This window comes from Intestinibacillus sp. NTUH-41-i26, assembly GCF_032769475.1.
Taxonomy (GTDB): domain Bacteria; phylum Bacillota; class Clostridia; order Oscillospirales; family Butyricicoccaceae; genus Agathobaculum; species Agathobaculum ammoniilyticum.
The window spans coordinates 843,190-859,565 of record NZ_CP136477.1 but is presented as its reverse complement, the minus strand read 5'-3'; the positions used below and the strand labels follow the sequence as shown (position 1 = coordinate 859,565).

20 protein-coding genes are annotated in these 16,376 nt (G+C 57.0%); 15 read left to right on the top strand and 5 right to left on the bottom strand.

What is annotated here, in order from left to right; all coding sequences use genetic code 11:
• Window positions 1-92: 92 nt before the first annotated feature.
• The 5 genes from RX717_RS04290 to RX717_RS04270 form a co-directional block, all read right to left on the bottom strand.
• Window positions 93-503 carry a secondary thiamine-phosphate synthase enzyme YjbQ gene (locus RX717_RS04290; RefSeq protein WP_054327738.1) on the bottom strand — a complete coding sequence of 137 codons (411 nt, stop codon included), beginning with the start codon at window positions 501-503 and terminating at the stop codon, window positions 93-95.
• Window positions 504-506: 3 nt separating this feature from the next.
• Window positions 507-1,076 carry an HD domain-containing protein gene (locus RX717_RS04285; protein ID WP_054327737.1) on the bottom strand — a complete coding sequence of 190 codons (570 nt, stop codon included), beginning with the start codon at window positions 1,074-1,076 and terminating at the stop codon, window positions 507-509.
• Window positions 1,042-2,400: a CCA tRNA nucleotidyltransferase gene (locus RX717_RS04280; RefSeq protein ID WP_107630904.1), complete on the bottom strand. Its 1,359-nt coding sequence runs from the start codon at window positions 2,398-2,400 to the stop codon at window positions 1,042-1,044. The genes RX717_RS04285 and RX717_RS04280 overlap by 35 nt, the downstream gene beginning before the upstream one ends.
• Window positions 2,400-2,612, bottom strand: coding sequence for a DUF896 domain-containing protein (locus tag RX717_RS04275; RefSeq protein WP_054327735.1), 213 nt, complete (start codon window positions 2,610-2,612; stop codon window positions 2,400-2,402). Before RX717_RS04275 ends, RX717_RS04280 begins: the two co-directional genes overlap by 1 nt.
• A gap of 80 nt (window positions 2,613-2,692) precedes the next feature.
• Complete coding sequence (locus RX717_RS04270) at window positions 2,693-2,953, bottom strand: hypothetical protein (RefSeq protein WP_054327734.1); 261 nt, start codon at window positions 2,951-2,953, stop codon at window positions 2,693-2,695.
• Between the two features lie 89 nt (window positions 2,954-3,042).
• On the opposite strand from RX717_RS04270, the gene RX717_RS04265 reads away from it, so the two are divergent.
• The 15 genes from RX717_RS04265 to RX717_RS04195 all read left to right on the top strand — a co-directional run bounded on the left by RX717_RS04265 (window position 3,043) and on the right by RX717_RS04195 (window position 16,364).
• Window positions 3,043-3,264 (top strand): helix-turn-helix domain-containing protein, encoded by a 222-nt coding sequence (locus tag RX717_RS04265; protein WP_107630905.1) that lies wholly within the window; start codon window positions 3,043-3,045, stop codon window positions 3,262-3,264.
• A 673-nt stretch (window positions 3,265-3,937) separates the two neighbouring features.
• Window positions 3,938-5,002 (top strand): DNA cytosine methyltransferase, encoded by a 1,065-nt coding sequence (locus RX717_RS04260; RefSeq protein ID WP_186949899.1) that lies wholly within the window; start codon window positions 3,938-3,940, stop codon window positions 5,000-5,002.
• Between the two features lie 35 nt (window positions 5,003-5,037).
• On the top strand, window positions 5,038-5,361 hold the full coding sequence (locus RX717_RS04255; protein ID WP_107632167.1) for a YdcP family protein: 324 nt from the start codon (window positions 5,038-5,040) through the stop codon (window positions 5,359-5,361).
• A gap of 19 nt (window positions 5,362-5,380) precedes the next feature.
• Window positions 5,381-5,779, top strand: a complete 399-nt coding sequence (locus RX717_RS04250; protein WP_107631400.1) for a YdcP family protein — start codon at window positions 5,381-5,383, stop codon at window positions 5,777-5,779.
• Between the two features lie 5 nt (window positions 5,780-5,784).
• Window positions 5,785-7,164, top strand: coding sequence for an FtsK/SpoIIIE domain-containing protein (locus tag RX717_RS04245; protein ID WP_316960568.1), 1,380 nt, complete (start codon window positions 5,785-5,787; stop codon window positions 7,162-7,164).
• On the top strand, window positions 7,148-7,324 hold the full coding sequence (locus RX717_RS04240; RefSeq protein ID WP_316960567.1) for a hypothetical protein: 177 nt from the start codon (window positions 7,148-7,150) through the stop codon (window positions 7,322-7,324). The genes RX717_RS04245 and RX717_RS04240 overlap by 17 nt, the downstream gene beginning before the upstream one ends.
• Before the next feature lie 128 nt (window positions 7,325-7,452).
• Entirely contained in the window at window positions 7,453-8,646 is a 1,194-nt protein-coding gene (locus RX717_RS04235) for a replication initiation factor domain-containing protein (protein ID WP_107631398.1), read from the top strand.
• Between the two features lie 35 nt (window positions 8,647-8,681).
• Complete coding sequence (locus RX717_RS04230) at window positions 8,682-8,966, top strand: type II toxin-antitoxin system Phd/YefM family antitoxin (protein WP_442908792.1); 285 nt, start codon at window positions 8,682-8,684, stop codon at window positions 8,964-8,966.
• Window positions 8,956-9,267 (top strand): type II toxin-antitoxin system RelE/ParE family toxin, encoded by a 312-nt coding sequence (locus RX717_RS04225; RefSeq protein ID WP_107631396.1) that lies wholly within the window; start codon window positions 8,956-8,958, stop codon window positions 9,265-9,267. Before RX717_RS04230 ends, RX717_RS04225 begins: the two co-directional genes overlap by 11 nt.
• A gap of 61 nt (window positions 9,268-9,328) precedes the next feature.
• Window positions 9,329-9,550 (top strand): hypothetical protein, encoded by a 222-nt coding sequence (locus RX717_RS04220; protein ID WP_107631395.1) that lies wholly within the window; start codon window positions 9,329-9,331, stop codon window positions 9,548-9,550.
• A gap of 63 nt (window positions 9,551-9,613) precedes the next feature.
• Window positions 9,614-10,108: an antirestriction protein ArdA gene (locus RX717_RS04215; protein ID WP_316960566.1), complete on the top strand. Its 495-nt coding sequence runs from the start codon at window positions 9,614-9,616 to the stop codon at window positions 10,106-10,108.
• A gap of 212 nt (window positions 10,109-10,320) precedes the next feature.
• Window positions 10,321-10,680: a conjugal transfer protein gene (locus RX717_RS04210; protein WP_442908791.1), complete on the top strand. Its 360-nt coding sequence runs from the start codon at window positions 10,321-10,323 to the stop codon at window positions 10,678-10,680.
• Window positions 10,664-13,111, top strand: a complete 2,448-nt coding sequence (locus RX717_RS04205; protein ID WP_316960565.1) for an ATP-binding protein — start codon at window positions 10,664-10,666, stop codon at window positions 13,109-13,111. The genes RX717_RS04210 and RX717_RS04205 overlap by 17 nt, the downstream gene beginning before the upstream one ends.
• The gene (locus tag RX717_RS04200) at window positions 13,108-15,369 is read left to right on the top strand and encodes a CD3337/EF1877 family mobilome membrane protein (protein WP_316960564.1); all 2,262 of its coding nucleotides are present in this window, start codon (window positions 13,108-13,110) and stop codon (window positions 15,367-15,369) included. The genes RX717_RS04205 and RX717_RS04200 overlap by 4 nt, the downstream gene beginning before the upstream one ends.
• A complete protein-coding gene (locus tag RX717_RS04195; RefSeq protein ID WP_107631391.1) occupies window positions 15,366-16,364 on the top strand; it encodes a bifunctional lytic transglycosylase/C40 family peptidase in 999 nt (332 codons plus the stop codon). Before RX717_RS04200 ends, RX717_RS04195 begins: the two co-directional genes overlap by 4 nt.
• Window positions 16,365-16,376 lie beyond the last annotated feature (12 nt).

The window sequence follows — 16,376 nt, the reverse complement described above, 5'->3', positions numbered from 1 at the left end:
TATCCGCAACACAAAGACCGGCCGGATACGGCCGGTCTGCAGCATGCTTCCCGTTTCCTATCCGTCAGCGGTATCCCCTCTGCGGAACAGGCTCATCCGACGGCGCTATCCCCCAGCACCTTTACCTGAAAGCGTCTGGTGCGCGGGCCGTCGAACTCACAGAAATACACACCCTGCCAAGTCCCCAGCAGCAGGCATCCGTCCTCGACCAGCACCAGTTGGCTCGTGCCAACGCAACTCGACTTCAAATGCGCGGCGGAGTTCCCCTCCGCATGCCGGAACGCGCGCCGGTCGGGAAAGGCTTCGCGCAACCCCAGCAGCAAGTCGTGCCGCACGTCCGGATCAGCGTTTTCATTGATCGTGATGCCGGCGGTCGTGTGCGGACAGTATATGACCGCAGCACCGCTCTGCACGCCACTTTCCCGCACTGCTTCGCGCACCTGCGCGGTCACGTCGTACAGGCCCTCCCGTTCGGTATGCAGGGTATATTCCTTTGTTTTCATGCCTTACTCGCTCCTATTCTCATGCAGATAAGTAGCTTCCAGATCGGACAGATGCAGCTTGACCGCGAGCGGATACTTTTCGAATGCGTGCGCAAGCGAAAAGCTGCCGCCGCGCACGGAATCGTCAAACCCGCCCATATGCCAGCGGATCGCCATTGCCTCCTCGGTTTTCAGGCGCATGAAGCGCTCGATCAGGTACACCGATTTCTCGCCGTGTCCATAGGGAAACTGGTCGTCGATCGCGTAAACCGGCACCTTTTCCCACTCGCCGCGGTCGTTCTTGCGGTTGCGCAGCTCGGTCTTGTAAAAGCCCGCCTTGCACAGATCATGCAGCAGCGAGGCGATCGTAAAGCTCTCGATATCATCGCCCGCCGGATCGTAGTGCTTGGAGATCAGCACATTGTATACGTTAAGCGAGTGGTCGAGCAGGCCGCCCTCATACGCGGCGTGAAAGCGCGTGGACGCGGGAGCGGTGAAAAAGTCCGTGCTTTCCATCCACGCCAGCAGCTTTTCCGCGCCCGGGCGGCGGATATTCTTGTTATAAGTCTCGATAAACAGTTCTTTGCTCGTCATGTCGTTCCTCCATTCGGGCGCGGGCGAGCGCGAGGAGCGCCTCCCGCGTGTTTGCGGCCTGTTCCTCGATCACCGCGTCGAGCAATGCGCGCAGCATCTCCCCGACCGCCGGGCCGGACAGGCCGAGCGTCTTGATGTCGTTTCCATCCACCGCGAGCCGGCGCAGAGAAAAGCAATCCTCCGCCGCCAGCACGCCGTTCAGCCGTTTTTCGATCGCATGCAGCCAAGCGATATCCTCCGGATGCGTTCCCTGTCCGACCGCGTCCCCTTTTTTGATGGCCAGCAGGTCGCGGAACCTGGCCTCCCCGATCTGCGACAGACGGCGGCGCACCTGCCGACCATTATCGCCCAGAGGGAGGTCGTGCTGTTCGACCAGCAGCAGGATGCGGGCCGTATCCTCGCCCGAAAAACGCAGGCGGCGCAAGATACCAGCCGCGATTTCACGGCTGGCCTTGGGGTGGCCGTAAAAATGGCCGACGCCATTTGCATCCACGGTTTTGCAGGCGGGCTTGCCGCAGTCGTGCAGCAGCATGGACCAGCGCAGCACAGGTTCTGCCGGCACCTGCCCGACCGCGCGGACGCTGTGCTCCCACACATCGTACCGATGGTGCGGGTTTTGCTGGGCGCAGCCGAGCATCGGCCGCAGTTCGGGCAGCGCCGCGGCAAAAATATCGGAAAAGCCCATCAGCGCGCGCTGCGCGAACCGTCCGCACAGCGTGTCGGTCAGCTCCGCGCGCACGCGCTCGGCGGCAATGCATTCCAGTCGCCCTGTCTGGCGGCGCATGGCGGCTGCGGTCCGCGGCTCCACTGTAAAGCCGAACTGGGCGGCAAACCGCACCGCGCGCAGAATGCGCAGCGCATCCTCTTGGAAGCGTGCATCCGGATCGCCGACCGCGCGCAGGATACCATTTTTCAGGTCGTCCCGCCCGCCGAACGGGTCGCACAGCCCGCGCTGCGGGTGCCATGCCATTGCTCCTACCGTGAAATCGCGCCGCGCCAGATCAGCGCGCACCTCCGGCACGAACAACACGGTGTCTGGATGCCGCCCGTCCGAATAACCGGCATCCGCGCGGAAGGTCGTGATTTCCAGCGGACCTTCTTCCGTCAGCAGGGTCAGCGTGCCATGCTTCAGGCCGGTTTCCAACACGCGCGCACCCGCAAACACCGCCCGCATCTCCTCCGGCCGCGCGGCGGTACACAAATCCCAATCATGCGGCGGATCACCTCGCAGGCTGTCGCGCACACAGCCGCCGACCGCCCAGGTTTCAAACCCCGCCGCCTCCAGGCGCATGATCGCGGCGGCAACATGCTCCGGCAGGCGCATCAATGCCCGCCTTTTTTCTGCCGCAGCTTGTAGGAGGTGCCGTCCGGATTGAGGACGACCGTCCGGTCCAGTTGTGCCTTCAAGCTTTTGCGGAAGCCCGCTATATATTCCTCGCGCAGGGCTTTCTGCTCGGCCTTTTCCGCCTCGCTCAGCCCTTCGGCCTTGGCTTTTTTCGCCAGCTCGTTGATGCGCGCGATTTTTTCATCGGTCATTGCCGTATTCCTCCATAGATTTTTCTATGCCCCTATTATAGCAAAGCGGGCGGGCAAAGTCCACGGAAATCCTTGCGCGGCTATGCTCCGTCGAGCGCCCGCGCGTCCGCCATCAGCAGCAGGCCGCAGCGCAGCCCGAGCAGGAAGCAATCCTCGCCATGCTCTGCGGCCGCGGCAACCGCCTGGTCGCACACCCGACGGAAGCTGCGGTGGAGGACGCGCGGCAGAAGCGCGTCAAATTCATCCTGCGCCTGGTTCAGGTTTTGCCATGCTGGGCCGTCCTTGCTGACGCATACACGCTCGGCGGCGGCCTGTAATTCCTGATAAATGGATCGGTTCACACAAATCACCTCTCATTAACTTTAGCATATTTTATTCTATATTTCAATAGAATATTTTGTTCTGTTAAAATATTTAATGAGGTGATAATATGTTATATAAGCGTATACGAAATTTACGCGAGGATAACGATTTGAGTCAGCAGCAGGTCGCAAGCTATCTGCATATTTCACAGCGAACTTATAGTTACTATGAAAACGGCGAGCATAATATGCCCCTCTCCATACTGGTAGGACTGGCCGATTTTTATAATACCTCAACCGATTATCTCCTTGAGCGCACCAACGATCCCGCACCGCCGCGCAAACGGTAAGCGTCTCCGCTTGGGTCAAGCGGGGAAACTGCGCCTGCGCGGCGCGGGCGGACAAGAGGGGAGAAACCGTTGGTGTTCTCTCTCCAAGGTTTCAGCGGAAACAGCTTATAGCAACTTTCGGGCGTCCTGCAACTTAATTGTCACGTCAGAGGTTGAAATCCCCGAACAATTTAGCTTTCTGGTCTAAAATGCAGGAAATAACAGATTGCCAAACAGACGTGTTCCAGCCTGCTTCAAAATGCCCCCAATTAAGAATTCTGGTGTAAAAACAGGTGTCAAAAAACAGGACGGCAGTTAACAACTAACACATCAAAAGTATAAATAAGAAAACGTATCGGAAAGCCGGTCTTTGGAAACAGGGACCGGCTTTTCCCATTTCCATAGAAAGGAACGAAGCATGCACCATCAGATACCTTACCGAGCCGCGCTGACAGCGCGGTTATTTTTATGCCCGAAACCCGTTGTTCCCCCTGCCAGACCGCCGCCCAGCGTGTCTATGCAGATACACGAATAAATTAACCAGACGGAAAGGAGACGCCCATGTATTATCACACCTGCCCCTGCTGCGGGGCAAATTTAGACCCAGACGAACATTGCGATTGCCTGTCCCGTATTCGCGGCAAATCCCCGAAGCGGAATAACGGCAGGGATTATGGCCGCAGGGGACCAGCCCGTGTCCGCACTTAGGCTCGGCAGCCTCTTTGACGGTATCGGCGTCTTTCCGCTTGCCGCGTCGCACTGCGGCATTGTCCCCGTGTGGGCAAGCGAGATCGCAAAAGCGCCGGTTTCCATCACAAAGCGGCATTTCCCTGACATGCTCCATTTAGGGGACATTACGCAGATAGACGGCGGCAAAATACCGCCCGTGGATATCGTTACGTTTGGCTCACCGTGCCAAAACCTGTCGCAGATCGGCAACCGTACCGGTCTGGCGGGCAGTAAATCCGGCCTGTTCTATCAGGCCATGCGTATTATTGAGGAAATGAGAAATGCAACAGATAACCGGTATCCAGCTTTCGCTGTCTGGGAAAACGTCGCGGGAGCTTTTTCTTCAAATGACCGGCTGGATTTTGCAGCCGTGCTCCGCGCTTTCACAGATACCGAAGTTCCAGTGCCTGACAGCGGTATCTGGGCGCACGCCGGAATGGTGCGAGGGGGACGGGCTGATACCGCTTGGCGGCTCATGGACGCCCAGTATTGGGGAGAACCCGCCCTTTCGCAGCGTCGGCGGCGGGTGTTCGTCGTGGCGGATTTTGCAGGCGGACGCGCCGCGGAAGTATTATTTAAGCCCCGCGGTATGTTCCCGTTTCCTGCGTCTTGCGGCGAAAGCCGGCTGCCCGCCGCCGCCGGAGATCGGATACCTGCTTTTGAAGCAGGGCGGCAGATACCCGTCGTGCTCCCCTTCCAGCTCCGGCGGATGCGGTCAATGGCAAAGCGGGGAGACCAGAGGGGCTTCCGCGCGTGCTTCGGCAAAAACGGCGAACCCTTCCCAACTCTGCTTGCCAGTGTAGGCCAGCCGTTTGCGTTCTGGTATGAGGGGAAAGAGCAGGACGGTTTCGTCCGTGACCTTACGCCCTTGGAATGTGAACGGCTCATGGGCCTGCCGGAGGGCTGGACGGCATACGGCTGCAAAGGTGAAAAGGTCAGTAGCCATGCCCGCTGTTTCGCGCTCGGCAACGCAATCGCCCTGCCCTGCGCGGAATATATCATGGCGGGTATTGCGGAAGTAATGCGGTAAACCAGGCATCAGGATAACAGAAAGTGAGGATTTTTATGGAATTGAAATATGTGGTCCCCAACATGGAAACAACTTTCGGGAAACTGGAATTTGGCAGCGCGCTTGAGCTGGGGCGCGGGGACACCCAGCGGAACAATCAGCAGGTCGCCGTGGTCCGGCGGCGTTATAAGCTGTTTTCCAGTATCCAGCCAGCGGATGATATTGAAGTCATTCTCCCCGGCAAAGCAGGTGAAAAAAAGTTTGGTTTCATGGAGCCGGTAAAGCTGGTAAACCCGCGTATCACCGCGGAGGGCTATGTGGTAGGCGGCCGCGGCTTTACTGATTATATCCTCCATGCAGACGACATGATTAAGGCGTAAGAAAGGAAAGGTGAAGTTTATGAGACTGGCAAACGGTATTACCATTGAAAAGGAAGAAACCTTTGGCACGCTGCTTTTCTCCGCCTTGCGGCGCGAGGTGCGGGAGCAGAACGGGGACGGCACGCCCTCCGATGTAATCAGGGAACGCACCTATGACCTGAAAAGCCGGACGCAGGGCCGTATGATTCAGGTAAGCATCCCCGCGAGCGTACCGCTGCGCGATTATGCGTACAATGCCGAAGTCGATATGGTAAACCCTGTCGTGAACACAATCGCGCATGTGACGTTCGGCAATCATGCGGATGTGGACTGGTATATCAAGGCGGACGATATTGTGCTGGCGAAGCGTGACGGCGCACAGGGTAGCGGCCAGCCCGCCCAGCCGCGCAGGGACGCCCAGCCGGATAAGAAAGCGTAAGCCCTGTGAAGCGTTTCCGGTACCGCGGCAAACGCATCCGTCCGGCGGATAAAGACCTCGTGTTCCGGTCCGCCTGCTGTGCGGCGCTCCCTGTGGCGCTGGCGGTGTTCGTACTGCTGAACCTGAAAGGCATCCTGCGGACAGACTGGCGCAGCCTGTCCATACCGGATATCGTCGGGCAGGATTGGAACGTCCCCTGCCTGCTGTTCAGCGGTATCGCGGCGCTTCTGGCGGGGGCTGCCGCGCCCGTTATGGCGTACCGCCTGTTCCCTGATACGGTCCGTCAACTCATACACCGTCAAAAGCTGGCGCGCATGGTACTTGAGAACCAGTGGTATGAGCAGGCCGGACGGACAAGGCGGGAGAGTTTTTTTAAGGATTTATCCGGCACGGATGCAAAACCGAAAGCAGCCCGTTTTCCGCGGATGTATTACCGCATGGAGAACGGGCTTTTGCATTTTCGGGTGGAAATCACACTGGGGAAATATCAGGAGCCGCTCCTGCATCTGGAAAACAGGCTGGAAAGCGGCCTGTACTGCGAACTCGTCAGCCGCGAGCTGCAGGACGGCTTTATCGAGTATACGCTTCTTTATGATATGGCGGCAAACCGTATCCCGATCTCCAAAGTGAAAGCCGAGGGCGGCAGGCTGCGCCTGATGAAGAATGTCTGGTGGGAGTATGACACACTCCCGCACATGCTGATTGCAGGCGGTACGGGCGGCGGCAAGACGTATTTTATCCTGACGCTTATCCAGGCGCTTTTGCAGGCCAAAGCCGCGCTTTATGTCCTGGACCCGAAAAATGCAGATTTGGCGGACCTGTCCACTGTGACGCCGGAGGTATATTACCGCAAGGAGGATATCGCGGCTTGTGTCAGCCGGTTTTGTGACGGGATGATGCAGCGCAGCGAAAGCATGAAATCCATGCAGGGGTACAGGACCGGCGGGAACTACGCCTGCCTCGGTCTGGAGCCGCATTTCCTGATATTCGACGAATACGTTGCGTTCATGGAAATGCTGAACGTCCGCGAACGCGAGGACGTGCTAAACAAGCTCAGGCAGATCGTCATGCTGGGGCGGCAGGCAGGGTATTTCCTGATACTCGCCTGCCAGCGTCCAGACGCAAAGTATCTTGGGGACGGTATCCGCGACCAGTTTAATTTCCGTGTGGCGCTGGGGCGTATGTCCGAACTGGGGTACAGCATGATGTTTGGCGAAGCCGGAAAAGAGTTTTTCTTCAAGAACGTCAAGGGCCGTGGATACGCAGATACGGGAAAAGGTGTGATTACCGAGTTTTATACGCCAATCGTGCCAAAAGGGTATGATTTCCTGCGGGAGATCGGCGCGCTGACGGAGGGAGTGGTTTCCGATGAAAAGCCGGATTGAACTGGCGCTGCCAGCAAGGGATAAGGACGGAAATGTTACGCCTGCCCGCACCTCCCGCCGTGCCGCGCGCGGCGTGCAGCGCGTAAAGCCGCCAGCGCGGCACGGGCGGATGGCGGGCGCGGCGCAGCCGCGCCCGCATGCCGTACCCCCCTGTATCTAACAGGGGGGTACAAATCGGAAGATCACCTGTCCGAAAACAGGCAAAACCCCTTGCCGCGTCTGCCTTTCAAGGCTCTCCGCCAAATTTGATTTTCCAAAGTTCCAATCAAGACGCAAAGGGGATGTGAAATGAACCGGACAAATGGGCAGGAAAACGGTTATAAGCAGCGCAGGGAAAGCCTGCATATCCCGCAAAAGGAATTTGCCGCGCTTGCAGGGCTGTCCGCAGAACATTTGAGCCGCGTGGAAAATGGGCGGGTACCTGTCACAAAGGAAGTGCGCCGCAGGATAGAGCGTGCGTTTGACATTATCGCGCCGGACGCGCTGTTCCTGCTGATCGATTATGTACGCATCCGTTTTAAGACGATGGATGTACGGTATGTCGTCGAGCGTATCCTGATGATAAAAATGCAGTATATGGCGCAGGAAGCGCGCGGCGCATACACCTACACCAGCCGCTTTTATCACGGGGATATCACCGTGTATACCTCGCCGGATGAAAGCAAGGGCGTGCTGCTTGAACTGAAAGGGAAAGGCTGCCGCCAGATGGAAGCCTTTCTCTATGGACAGGGTCGGGACTGGTATTCCTTTTTCCGCCGCTGTCTGGACGAGGACTGCGTGTTCAAGCGCATTGACCTTGCCCTGAATGACCGTGTACGGCTGCTGGATATCCCCTGCCTGATGCGCAAATGCGACGCCGGCGAATGTATCACGGTGTTCCGCAAATTCCGCATGTACCGTTCAGGGCTGTTCATCAGCGGGCATGAGGAAGAAAACGCCGCCGGCATGGGGCATACGCTGTACGCTGGGGCGTTTGATTCAGACCTGTATTTCTGCATTTATGAAAAGGACTACGAGCAGCTTGCCAGAAGCGGTACGCCGCTGGAGGATACCGAGGTCAAAAACCGCTTTGAGATACGGCTGAAAAACGAGCGCGCTTATTTCGCGGTGTATGATCTTGTCAGCTATGAGGATGCGGAACGCACCGCGTTCGGCATCATCAACCGGTATATGCGGATTGTGGACAGGGATAACCGCAGGGCGCGTGAGGACTGGCCGCTGAACAGCATGTGGGCGGTGTTCATTGGCGGACGCCGTGACCGGCTGAAATTAACGGCAAAGCCCGAACCGTACACCCTGCAAAAAACGCTGAACTGGCTTTCCCATCAGGTGGCGCCGTCATGGAAGATGCTGCTCGAATTAGACCGCAAAGGCGGTACAAACGTCATGGAGGAAATGATCGCGGGTACGGAGTTGTCCGAAAAGCACCGCAAGATCATAGAACAGCAGCTTCGGGAAATCAGGGAGGTGGTTATCATGTAACGCACTTGCAGCAGGAAATGCGATGTGGTATAATTATGGCACGAAAGGAGTTGTTTTTTATGCCGCGTATTATACCGATTCGTGATTTGAAAAACACCACCGAAATTTCAAAAATGTGCAATGAATCCACCGAGCCGGTTTATATCACCAAAAACGGATATGGCGATATGGTGATTATGGGGATGAAGGCCTATGAAGAAAAAATGTATTTAATGGATGTGTATACGAAACTGGCGCAGGCTGAGGAGGAAATCCGCGCAGGCGCCACGGGCGATGCACGTCAAGCCCTAAAAGATTTGAGGGCGAAGTATGGGTTATAAAGTGGAAAGCACGCGCCTTGCCGGTCAGGATTTGGATGAAATCCTGAACTATATGGTAAAGGAATTAGGCAGCCCGTCCGCCGCGGTGGATTTTGTGGATGAAGTGGATTCGTGCTATGCCAGATTAGCGGAAATGCCGGAAATGTATGAACCGTGCAGGGATATCCGGCTTAAAGCGCTGGGATACCGGCGTGCTGTTATAAAAAACTATGTGATGATTTATAAAGTTGTCCAAAGCATAAGTACCGTGTTTATCCTGCGTTTTTTCTATGGCGGGAGAGACTACGAAAAACTGCTTTGAACGAAAACTTTGCATGCAGCCCTGTTCCAGGGCTGCATTTTTGATTGGAGGGATATAACCAATGAATTTCGGCGTTAACCTGTACAACTGGTTTCTCACGAACGCCCAGTCGCTTGTGCTTATGGCTATCGTGGTGATCGGCATTTATCTCGGCTTCAAGCGTGAGTTTACCAAGCTGATCGGTTTTCTGGTCGTGTCGTTGATCGCGGTCGGCCTTGTATTCAACGCGGCGGGCGTCAAGGATGTGCTGCTTACCCTGTTTAATCAGATTATTGGCGCGTAACGGCTGGTTTCGGAAATGGACCGGCCGTTTTTTTATGCCTGCATGACAGGAGGCGATCTTACTATGGAGGAAATGCGGGTGTATGTGGCGAACCTCGGCAAATACAACGAGGGTGAACTGGTAGGCGCGTGGTTTGAACCGCCCATAGACTATGACGAAATGGCGGAGCGCATCGGCCTGAACGAATTTTATGAAGAATACGCCATCCATGACTACGAGCTGCCCTTTGATATCGACGAGTACACGTCTATCGAAGAAGTCAACCGCCTGTGTGAAATGGTGGAGGATTTGCCGGAGTATATCCAAGACAACCTGAAAGAACTGCAAAGTTATTTTGGGAGCATCGAGGATTTGTGCGACCATGCAGACGATATTATCCTGTGGTCCGGCTGTGAGGATATGGCGGATGTGGCGCGTCAAATGGTGGAGGAAGGCGCGTTCGGTGAGATACCGGCGCATCTGCAAAACTATATAGACTATGAAGCCTATGGGCGGGACTTATTCTTTGGGGGGACGTTTGTCGAGACGCGGGACGGTGTTTTCGAGATCATACGCTAAACGCTTTCCTTTCTGCGGCGACGCCGCGAGAATGGAGTGGGGGTGCGTCCGGCTGTGGGTAACTGCATGGCGGTTATCCATAACCGGACGCAGGGGGCGGGGAAAGACGCGGGCGGCGCGGGCCTCGTTCCCCGCCCCCTTTTACCTTGATGATTTCAGATTGGAGTGGATTTGTTTTGAAGAAAATACGCAGTTACAGCAGCATATGGTCTGTGGAAAAGGTCATTTACGCGATCAACGACCTGCGCCTGCCGTTCCCCATCACCTTTTCGCAAATGGCATGGTTTGTCGCGTGCGAATTTGCGGTGCTGGCGCTGGGCGGGCTGCCGCCGCTTTCCATGATAGACGGCGCGCTGCTTAAATATTTTGGCGTCCCCGCCGGTATCACATGGTTTATGAGCCGGAAAACATGGGACGGCAAAAAGCCGTTCCGCTTTGTCAGGTCCTATACGGCCTATCTGCTGCGCCCCAAACAGACCTTTGCTGGCAAGCCGGTCAAGTTGAAGCGGGTGCATATCAGGCCCGAGATCACCACGGTAAGGAGTGAGGTCATTCATGCAGTATCCGATTAAATATATTGAAAACAACCTTGTGTGGAACCATGACGGGGAATGCTTCGCTTACTATGAGCTTATCCCCTATAATTACTCGTTTTTAAGCGTGGAGCAGAAAGAAGCGGTACACGATGCGTTCCGTCAGCTTATCGCGCAGAACAGGGACGGCAGGATACACGCCTTGCAGATCAGCACGGAATCCAGTATCCGTGCAGCGCAGGAGCGTTCCGGAACGCACGCTTCCGGCAAGCTGCGCGGGGCCGCCCTGCGGCGCATAGACGGCCAGACCGAAGCGCTTATCTCCATGATCGGGGAAAATCAGGCGGACTACCGGTTTTATATCGGCTTCAAGCTGCTGCTCAACGAACAGGACAGCGGGAATATTGGCCGTCAGGCGGCGAATATCTTTTCCGGTTTCCTGCGGGATGTAAACCATACCCTGATGGGTGATTTCATGTCCATGCCGGATGATGAAATCCTGCGGTATCAGAAGATGGAAAAATTGCTGGAAAGCAGGATTTCCCGCCGCTTCAAGGTGCGGCGGCTGGATAAAAACGATTTCGGCTATCTGCTCGAACACCTGTACGGAAAGAGCGGCGCCGCGTATGAGGGTTACAGCTTCCAATTGCCAAAAAAGAAGTTAAAGGGGGAAACCATCGTCAAGCGGTACGACCTGATCAAGCCCGCACGCTGCCTCATGGAAGAACACGGGCGTTACCTGCGTATCGTGCGGGAGGATGCGGAAACCTTTGCCGCCTGTTTTACCGTCTCAGATGTGGTCGGGGAACTGGATTTCCCGTCGTCCGAGATTTTCTATTACCAGCAGCAGCAGTTTTCCTTTCCGGTGGATACGTCTATGAACGTTGAGATTATCGCCAACAGGAAAGCCCTGTCCACGGTGCGGAACAAAAAGAAAGAACTGAAAGATTTGGACAGCCACGCATGGGAAAGCGGGGACGAGACCGGCACAACGGTCGCGGAAGCGCTGGACAGCGTAAACGAACTGGAAACCGAACTTGGGCAAAGCAGGGAGGCCATGTACAAGCTGTCCTATGTGGTGCGCGTCACCGCGCCGGACGCGGAAGAACTCAAGCGCCGGTGCGATGCGGTACGGGACTTCTATGACGATATGAACGTCAAGTTAGTGCGTCCGGTGGGCGATATGGCCGGCCTGCACCATGAGTTTATCCCTGCGGGCAGGCGGTATATGAATGATTATATCCAGTATGTGACGAGCGACTTTCTTGCCGGCCTCGGCTTCGGCGCGGCGCAAATGCTGGGCGAAAAGGACGGTATCTATATCGGCTATGGCGTGGATACCGGCCGGAACGTGTATTTGCAGCCCGCGCTTGCCAGCCAGGGCGTGAAAGGCTCGGTTACAAACGCACTGTCCGCGGCGTTCCTCGGCTCGCTCGGCGGCGGCAAGAGCTTTGCCAATAACCTGCTGGTGTACTACGCAGTGCTGAACGGTGCGCGGGCGCTCATTGTAGACCCGAAAGCCGAGCGTGGGAACTGGAAGCACGACCTGCCGGAGATCTCGGACGAGGTCAACATTGTAAACCTGTGTTCGGACGGGCAGAACAGGGGTATGCTGGACCCCTATGTCATCATGCGCCGCCCCAAGGACGCGGAAAGCCTTGCGATAGATATTCTTACGTTCTTAACCGGTATTTCTTCGCGGGACGGCGGGCGCTTCCCTGTCCTGCGGCGGGCGGTGCGCACGGTGACGAACAGCGGGCGGCGCGGCCTGCTCTGTGTCATTGAGGAATTACGCAGGGAGGGCTCGCCGCTTGCGGTGAGTATCGCAGACCATATCGAGAGCTTCACGGACTACGATTTTGCGCATTTGCTGTTTTCTGCAGGTGATGTAAAGCGTTCTATCAGCCTTGAAAAACAGCTTAATATCGTACAGGTGGCCGGTCTGGTGCTGCCGGACAGGGACACGCGCTTTGAAGAATATACGACGATGGAGCTTTTATCTGTCGCTATGCTTATCGTTATCAGCACCTTTGCGCTGGACTTTATCCATATGGACCGAAGCGTATTCAAGATTGTAGACCTTGATGAAGCATGGTCGTTCCTGAACGTGGCGCAGGGCAAGACGCTGGCAAACAAGCTGGTGCGCGCGGGCCGCGCCATGAACGTGGCGGTCTATTTTGTGACGCAGAACGCGGCGGACCTTGCGGACGAAAGCCTGAAAAACAACATCGGCCTGAAATTCGCGTTCCGCAGTACGGATATCGCGGAGATTAAAAAGACACTGGAGTTTTTCGGCCTGGATACCGGGGATGAAAACAGTCAAAAGCGGCTGCGGAATTTGGAAAACGGCCAATGCCTGATGCAGGACTTATACGGGCATGTGGGCGTCGTGCAATTCCATCCGATATTTGCAGACCTGTTCCACAGCTTTGACACCAGACCGCCGCTGAAAGCAGGGGTGGGAGTATGACATGCAAAAAAGCGGATAAGGCATTATTCAGAAAGACGGCCGCCACGGGTGTTTTGCTCCTTGTGGCCGCCGTTTTACTGTTTGCGGCGCTCTGCCCGTCCGCGGGCGCGGCAGGGCTGGTGGAGGATACCGTGGACGCAGCGCACGAGTACAGCCGCTACCCTCTGGAAAATTACCAGCTTGATTTTTATGTAGACAACGGGTGGGACTGGCTGCCGTGGAACTGGATAGACGGTATCGGCAGGCAGGTCATGTACGGCCTGTACTGCATCACGAATTTTATCTGGACGATAAACCTGTATCTGTCCAGCGCGTCCGGCTATCTGGTGCAGGAAGCGTACAGCCTCGACTTTATTTCGGATGCGGCGGATGCAGTTGGCCGGAATATCCAGGCTATCGCAGGTATCTCGCCCAGCGGGCTTTCCTCGGATGGGTTTTACGCGGGCTTCCTCCTGCTGATTATCCTGATTGTGGGTGCGTATGCTGCATACACGGGCATTATCAGGCGCGAGACGACCAAAGCCGTGCGTGCGGCGCTCAATATGGTGCTGGTCTTTGTCCTGTCCGGCGCGTTGATCGCCTATGCGCCGGACTGTGTCAGGCGGCTCAACGAGTTTTCCGAGGATATCAGTACGGCGAGCCTTTCCGTGGGGACAAAAATCGTCATGCCGGATACGGATAACAGCGGCGGGGACAGCGTCTCCCTGATACGGGACAGCCTGTTTTCCATCCAGGTAAAGCAACCGTGGCTGCTCCTGCAATTCGGGGATACGGATACGGACATGATCGGCGCGGACCGTGTTGAAAGCCTGATTTCAGCCAGCCCCAGTGAAAACAACGGAGAAAGCAGAGAAAACGCCGTAAAAGCCGAGATCGAGGACAACGGGAACACCAACCTCACGGTCACGAAAGCGGTGAACCGGCTGGGAACGGTGTTTTTCCTGTTCCTGTTCAATATCGGTATTTCGTTTTTCGTGTTCCTGCTTACCGGTATGATGCTCTTTTCGCAGGTGCTTTTTATCATCTATGCCATGTTCCTGCCCGCAGCGTTTGTTTTGAGCATGGCGCCGACGTTTGAGGGGACAGGCCGCAGGGCGGTTATCAAGCTGTTCAATACCATATTTGCAAGGGCGGGCATTACGCTGGTCATTACAATTGCTTTCAGCATTTCTTCCATGCTGTACCGGATTTCCAGCGGTTACCCGTTCTTTATTATCGCATTTTTGCAGGTGGTCGTGTTCGCGGGCGTCTATTTCAAGCTGGGCGATCTGCTCAGCATGTTTTCCCTGCATGACGACGGCGCGCGCGGCATGGGGCGGTATATCATGCACCGCCCGCGGATGTTCCTGTACCACCAGCTCCACAGGCTCAACCGGACGATGCGTGCGGCGGGCAGGGCCAATGAAAGCGGCGGTAAGCAAAACGGCCATGCCGGATACACAGCGGGCAGCCGGTACAGCGGCGGACGGAGGAACCGGCCGGACAGTGCCAGGGCGTGGACGGGAAATACCGAACCGGCGCTGCCGGAACCGCCTGTAAAAGGGGCAGCGGGCGGGACGGGTATGCCGCCGCAGGGCAGCGGTCCGGCCTCCCCTGCCGGACAGCCGGACAGGCCGGACGGCGCAGCCCGTGAAAGCCGTATTGCGGGACAGGGCGCAGCGTATGGCGGGACGGAAGTACCCGCACAGTCGGAACCGGCAAAGCGGCAGACAGCGCCGCAGACGCATGAAAGGCCGGCCATTGTGCCTGATGTTTCCCAGACGGGGCAGGCGCCAGGGGTACAGGCCCAGCCCCCCGCTCCACCCAGACAGGCGCGGCCGGCAGCAGAGGATAACCAGCAAAAGGCGACTGCTGCGGGACATGCCGCACGCCAACCCGAGACAGGACCGCATGAGCGGCCGGCGGTTATTCCAGTGGAGGGGAAAGCCAGCGGTGCGGTGCGGCGGCTGACGGGGAAAGCACAGGAACGGGCGGCGGCGCCCGCCCGCACAGGCCATCCCCCTGCGCCTGCCGCGGACCGTCCTGCGGTGCGGCGGGATACGCCGGACAAGCCCGCGGCGGGACAGGGAAAAGCGTCCGCACCGGAGCAGGACAGGCCCGTTGTATCACGGCCCGCAGTAAAGCCCGCCGCGCGGATGAAAGCTGCGCCCCCGCACAGGCAGGAGGCGTACAACAAGGCCGGCCGGATAACACAGGGGAAAAAGGGCGCTTCTCCTGAAAGCCGCGCAGGCGGCGCGGAGAAAGGCGGGGGCAAATGAAGCTGAAATATCTGGCGCTGCCATTTGCAGGGATGCTCGCCGCCCTTTTCTGCCTGCCCCTGCTGGCTGCCATCCTGTTTGCATCTGACGACAACGGCGGGGGCGGCGTTTATTATGGCGGCGCAGACCTGTCTGCGGAGGTGCTGGCATACAGGCCGATGGTGGAACGGTACGCGGCGCAGTACGGGATATCCGAGTATGTAAACGTCCTGCTGGCGATCATGCAGGTGGAATCCGGCGGCATGCTGGAGGATGTGATGCAATCCTCGGAATCCATGGGGCTGCCCCCGAACTCGCTGGATGCGGAAAGCTCTATCCGTCAGGGGTGCAGGTATTTTGCAGAACTGCTCGCTAAAGCAGACCGGCTCGGCTGTGATCTGGACAGCGCGATACAGGCGTACAACTACGGCGGCGGCTTTCTGGATTATGCTGCGGCACGCGGCGGCAGGTACAGCTTCCAGTTGGCACAGGCTTTCGCGGAGGAAAAGTCCGGCGGGGTGCGCGTACCTTATGAGAATGAAATTTCGGTAGCGGAAAACGGCGGCTGGCGGTATAACTACGGCAATATGTTTTATGTCCGGCTGGTATCGCAGTATTTGTATGCCGCGCACTTTGATGATGCGGCCGTGCAGGCCATTATGAATGAAGCGTTAAAGTACCAGGGGTGGGCTTATGTCTATGGCGGCGCGTCTCCCGCCTCCTCCTTTGACTGCTCCGGCCTGACGCAATGGTGCTTCGGTACGGTGGGTATCACGCTGCCGCGCACCGCGCAGGCGCAGTATGACGCGGCCCAGCACATCCCGTTTGAGGATGCAAAGCCGGGCGATCTGGTGTTCTTTCAGGGGACGTACCACTGCGGGGATTATATCACGCATGTTGGAATTTATGCTGGCGGTAACCGGATGTACCATGCGGGCAATCCGATCGGTTACGCGGATTTGACGGGCGCCTATTGGCAGGCGCATCTCGTCTGCGCCGGACGGGTAAGGCAATGAATTTAAGAAAGG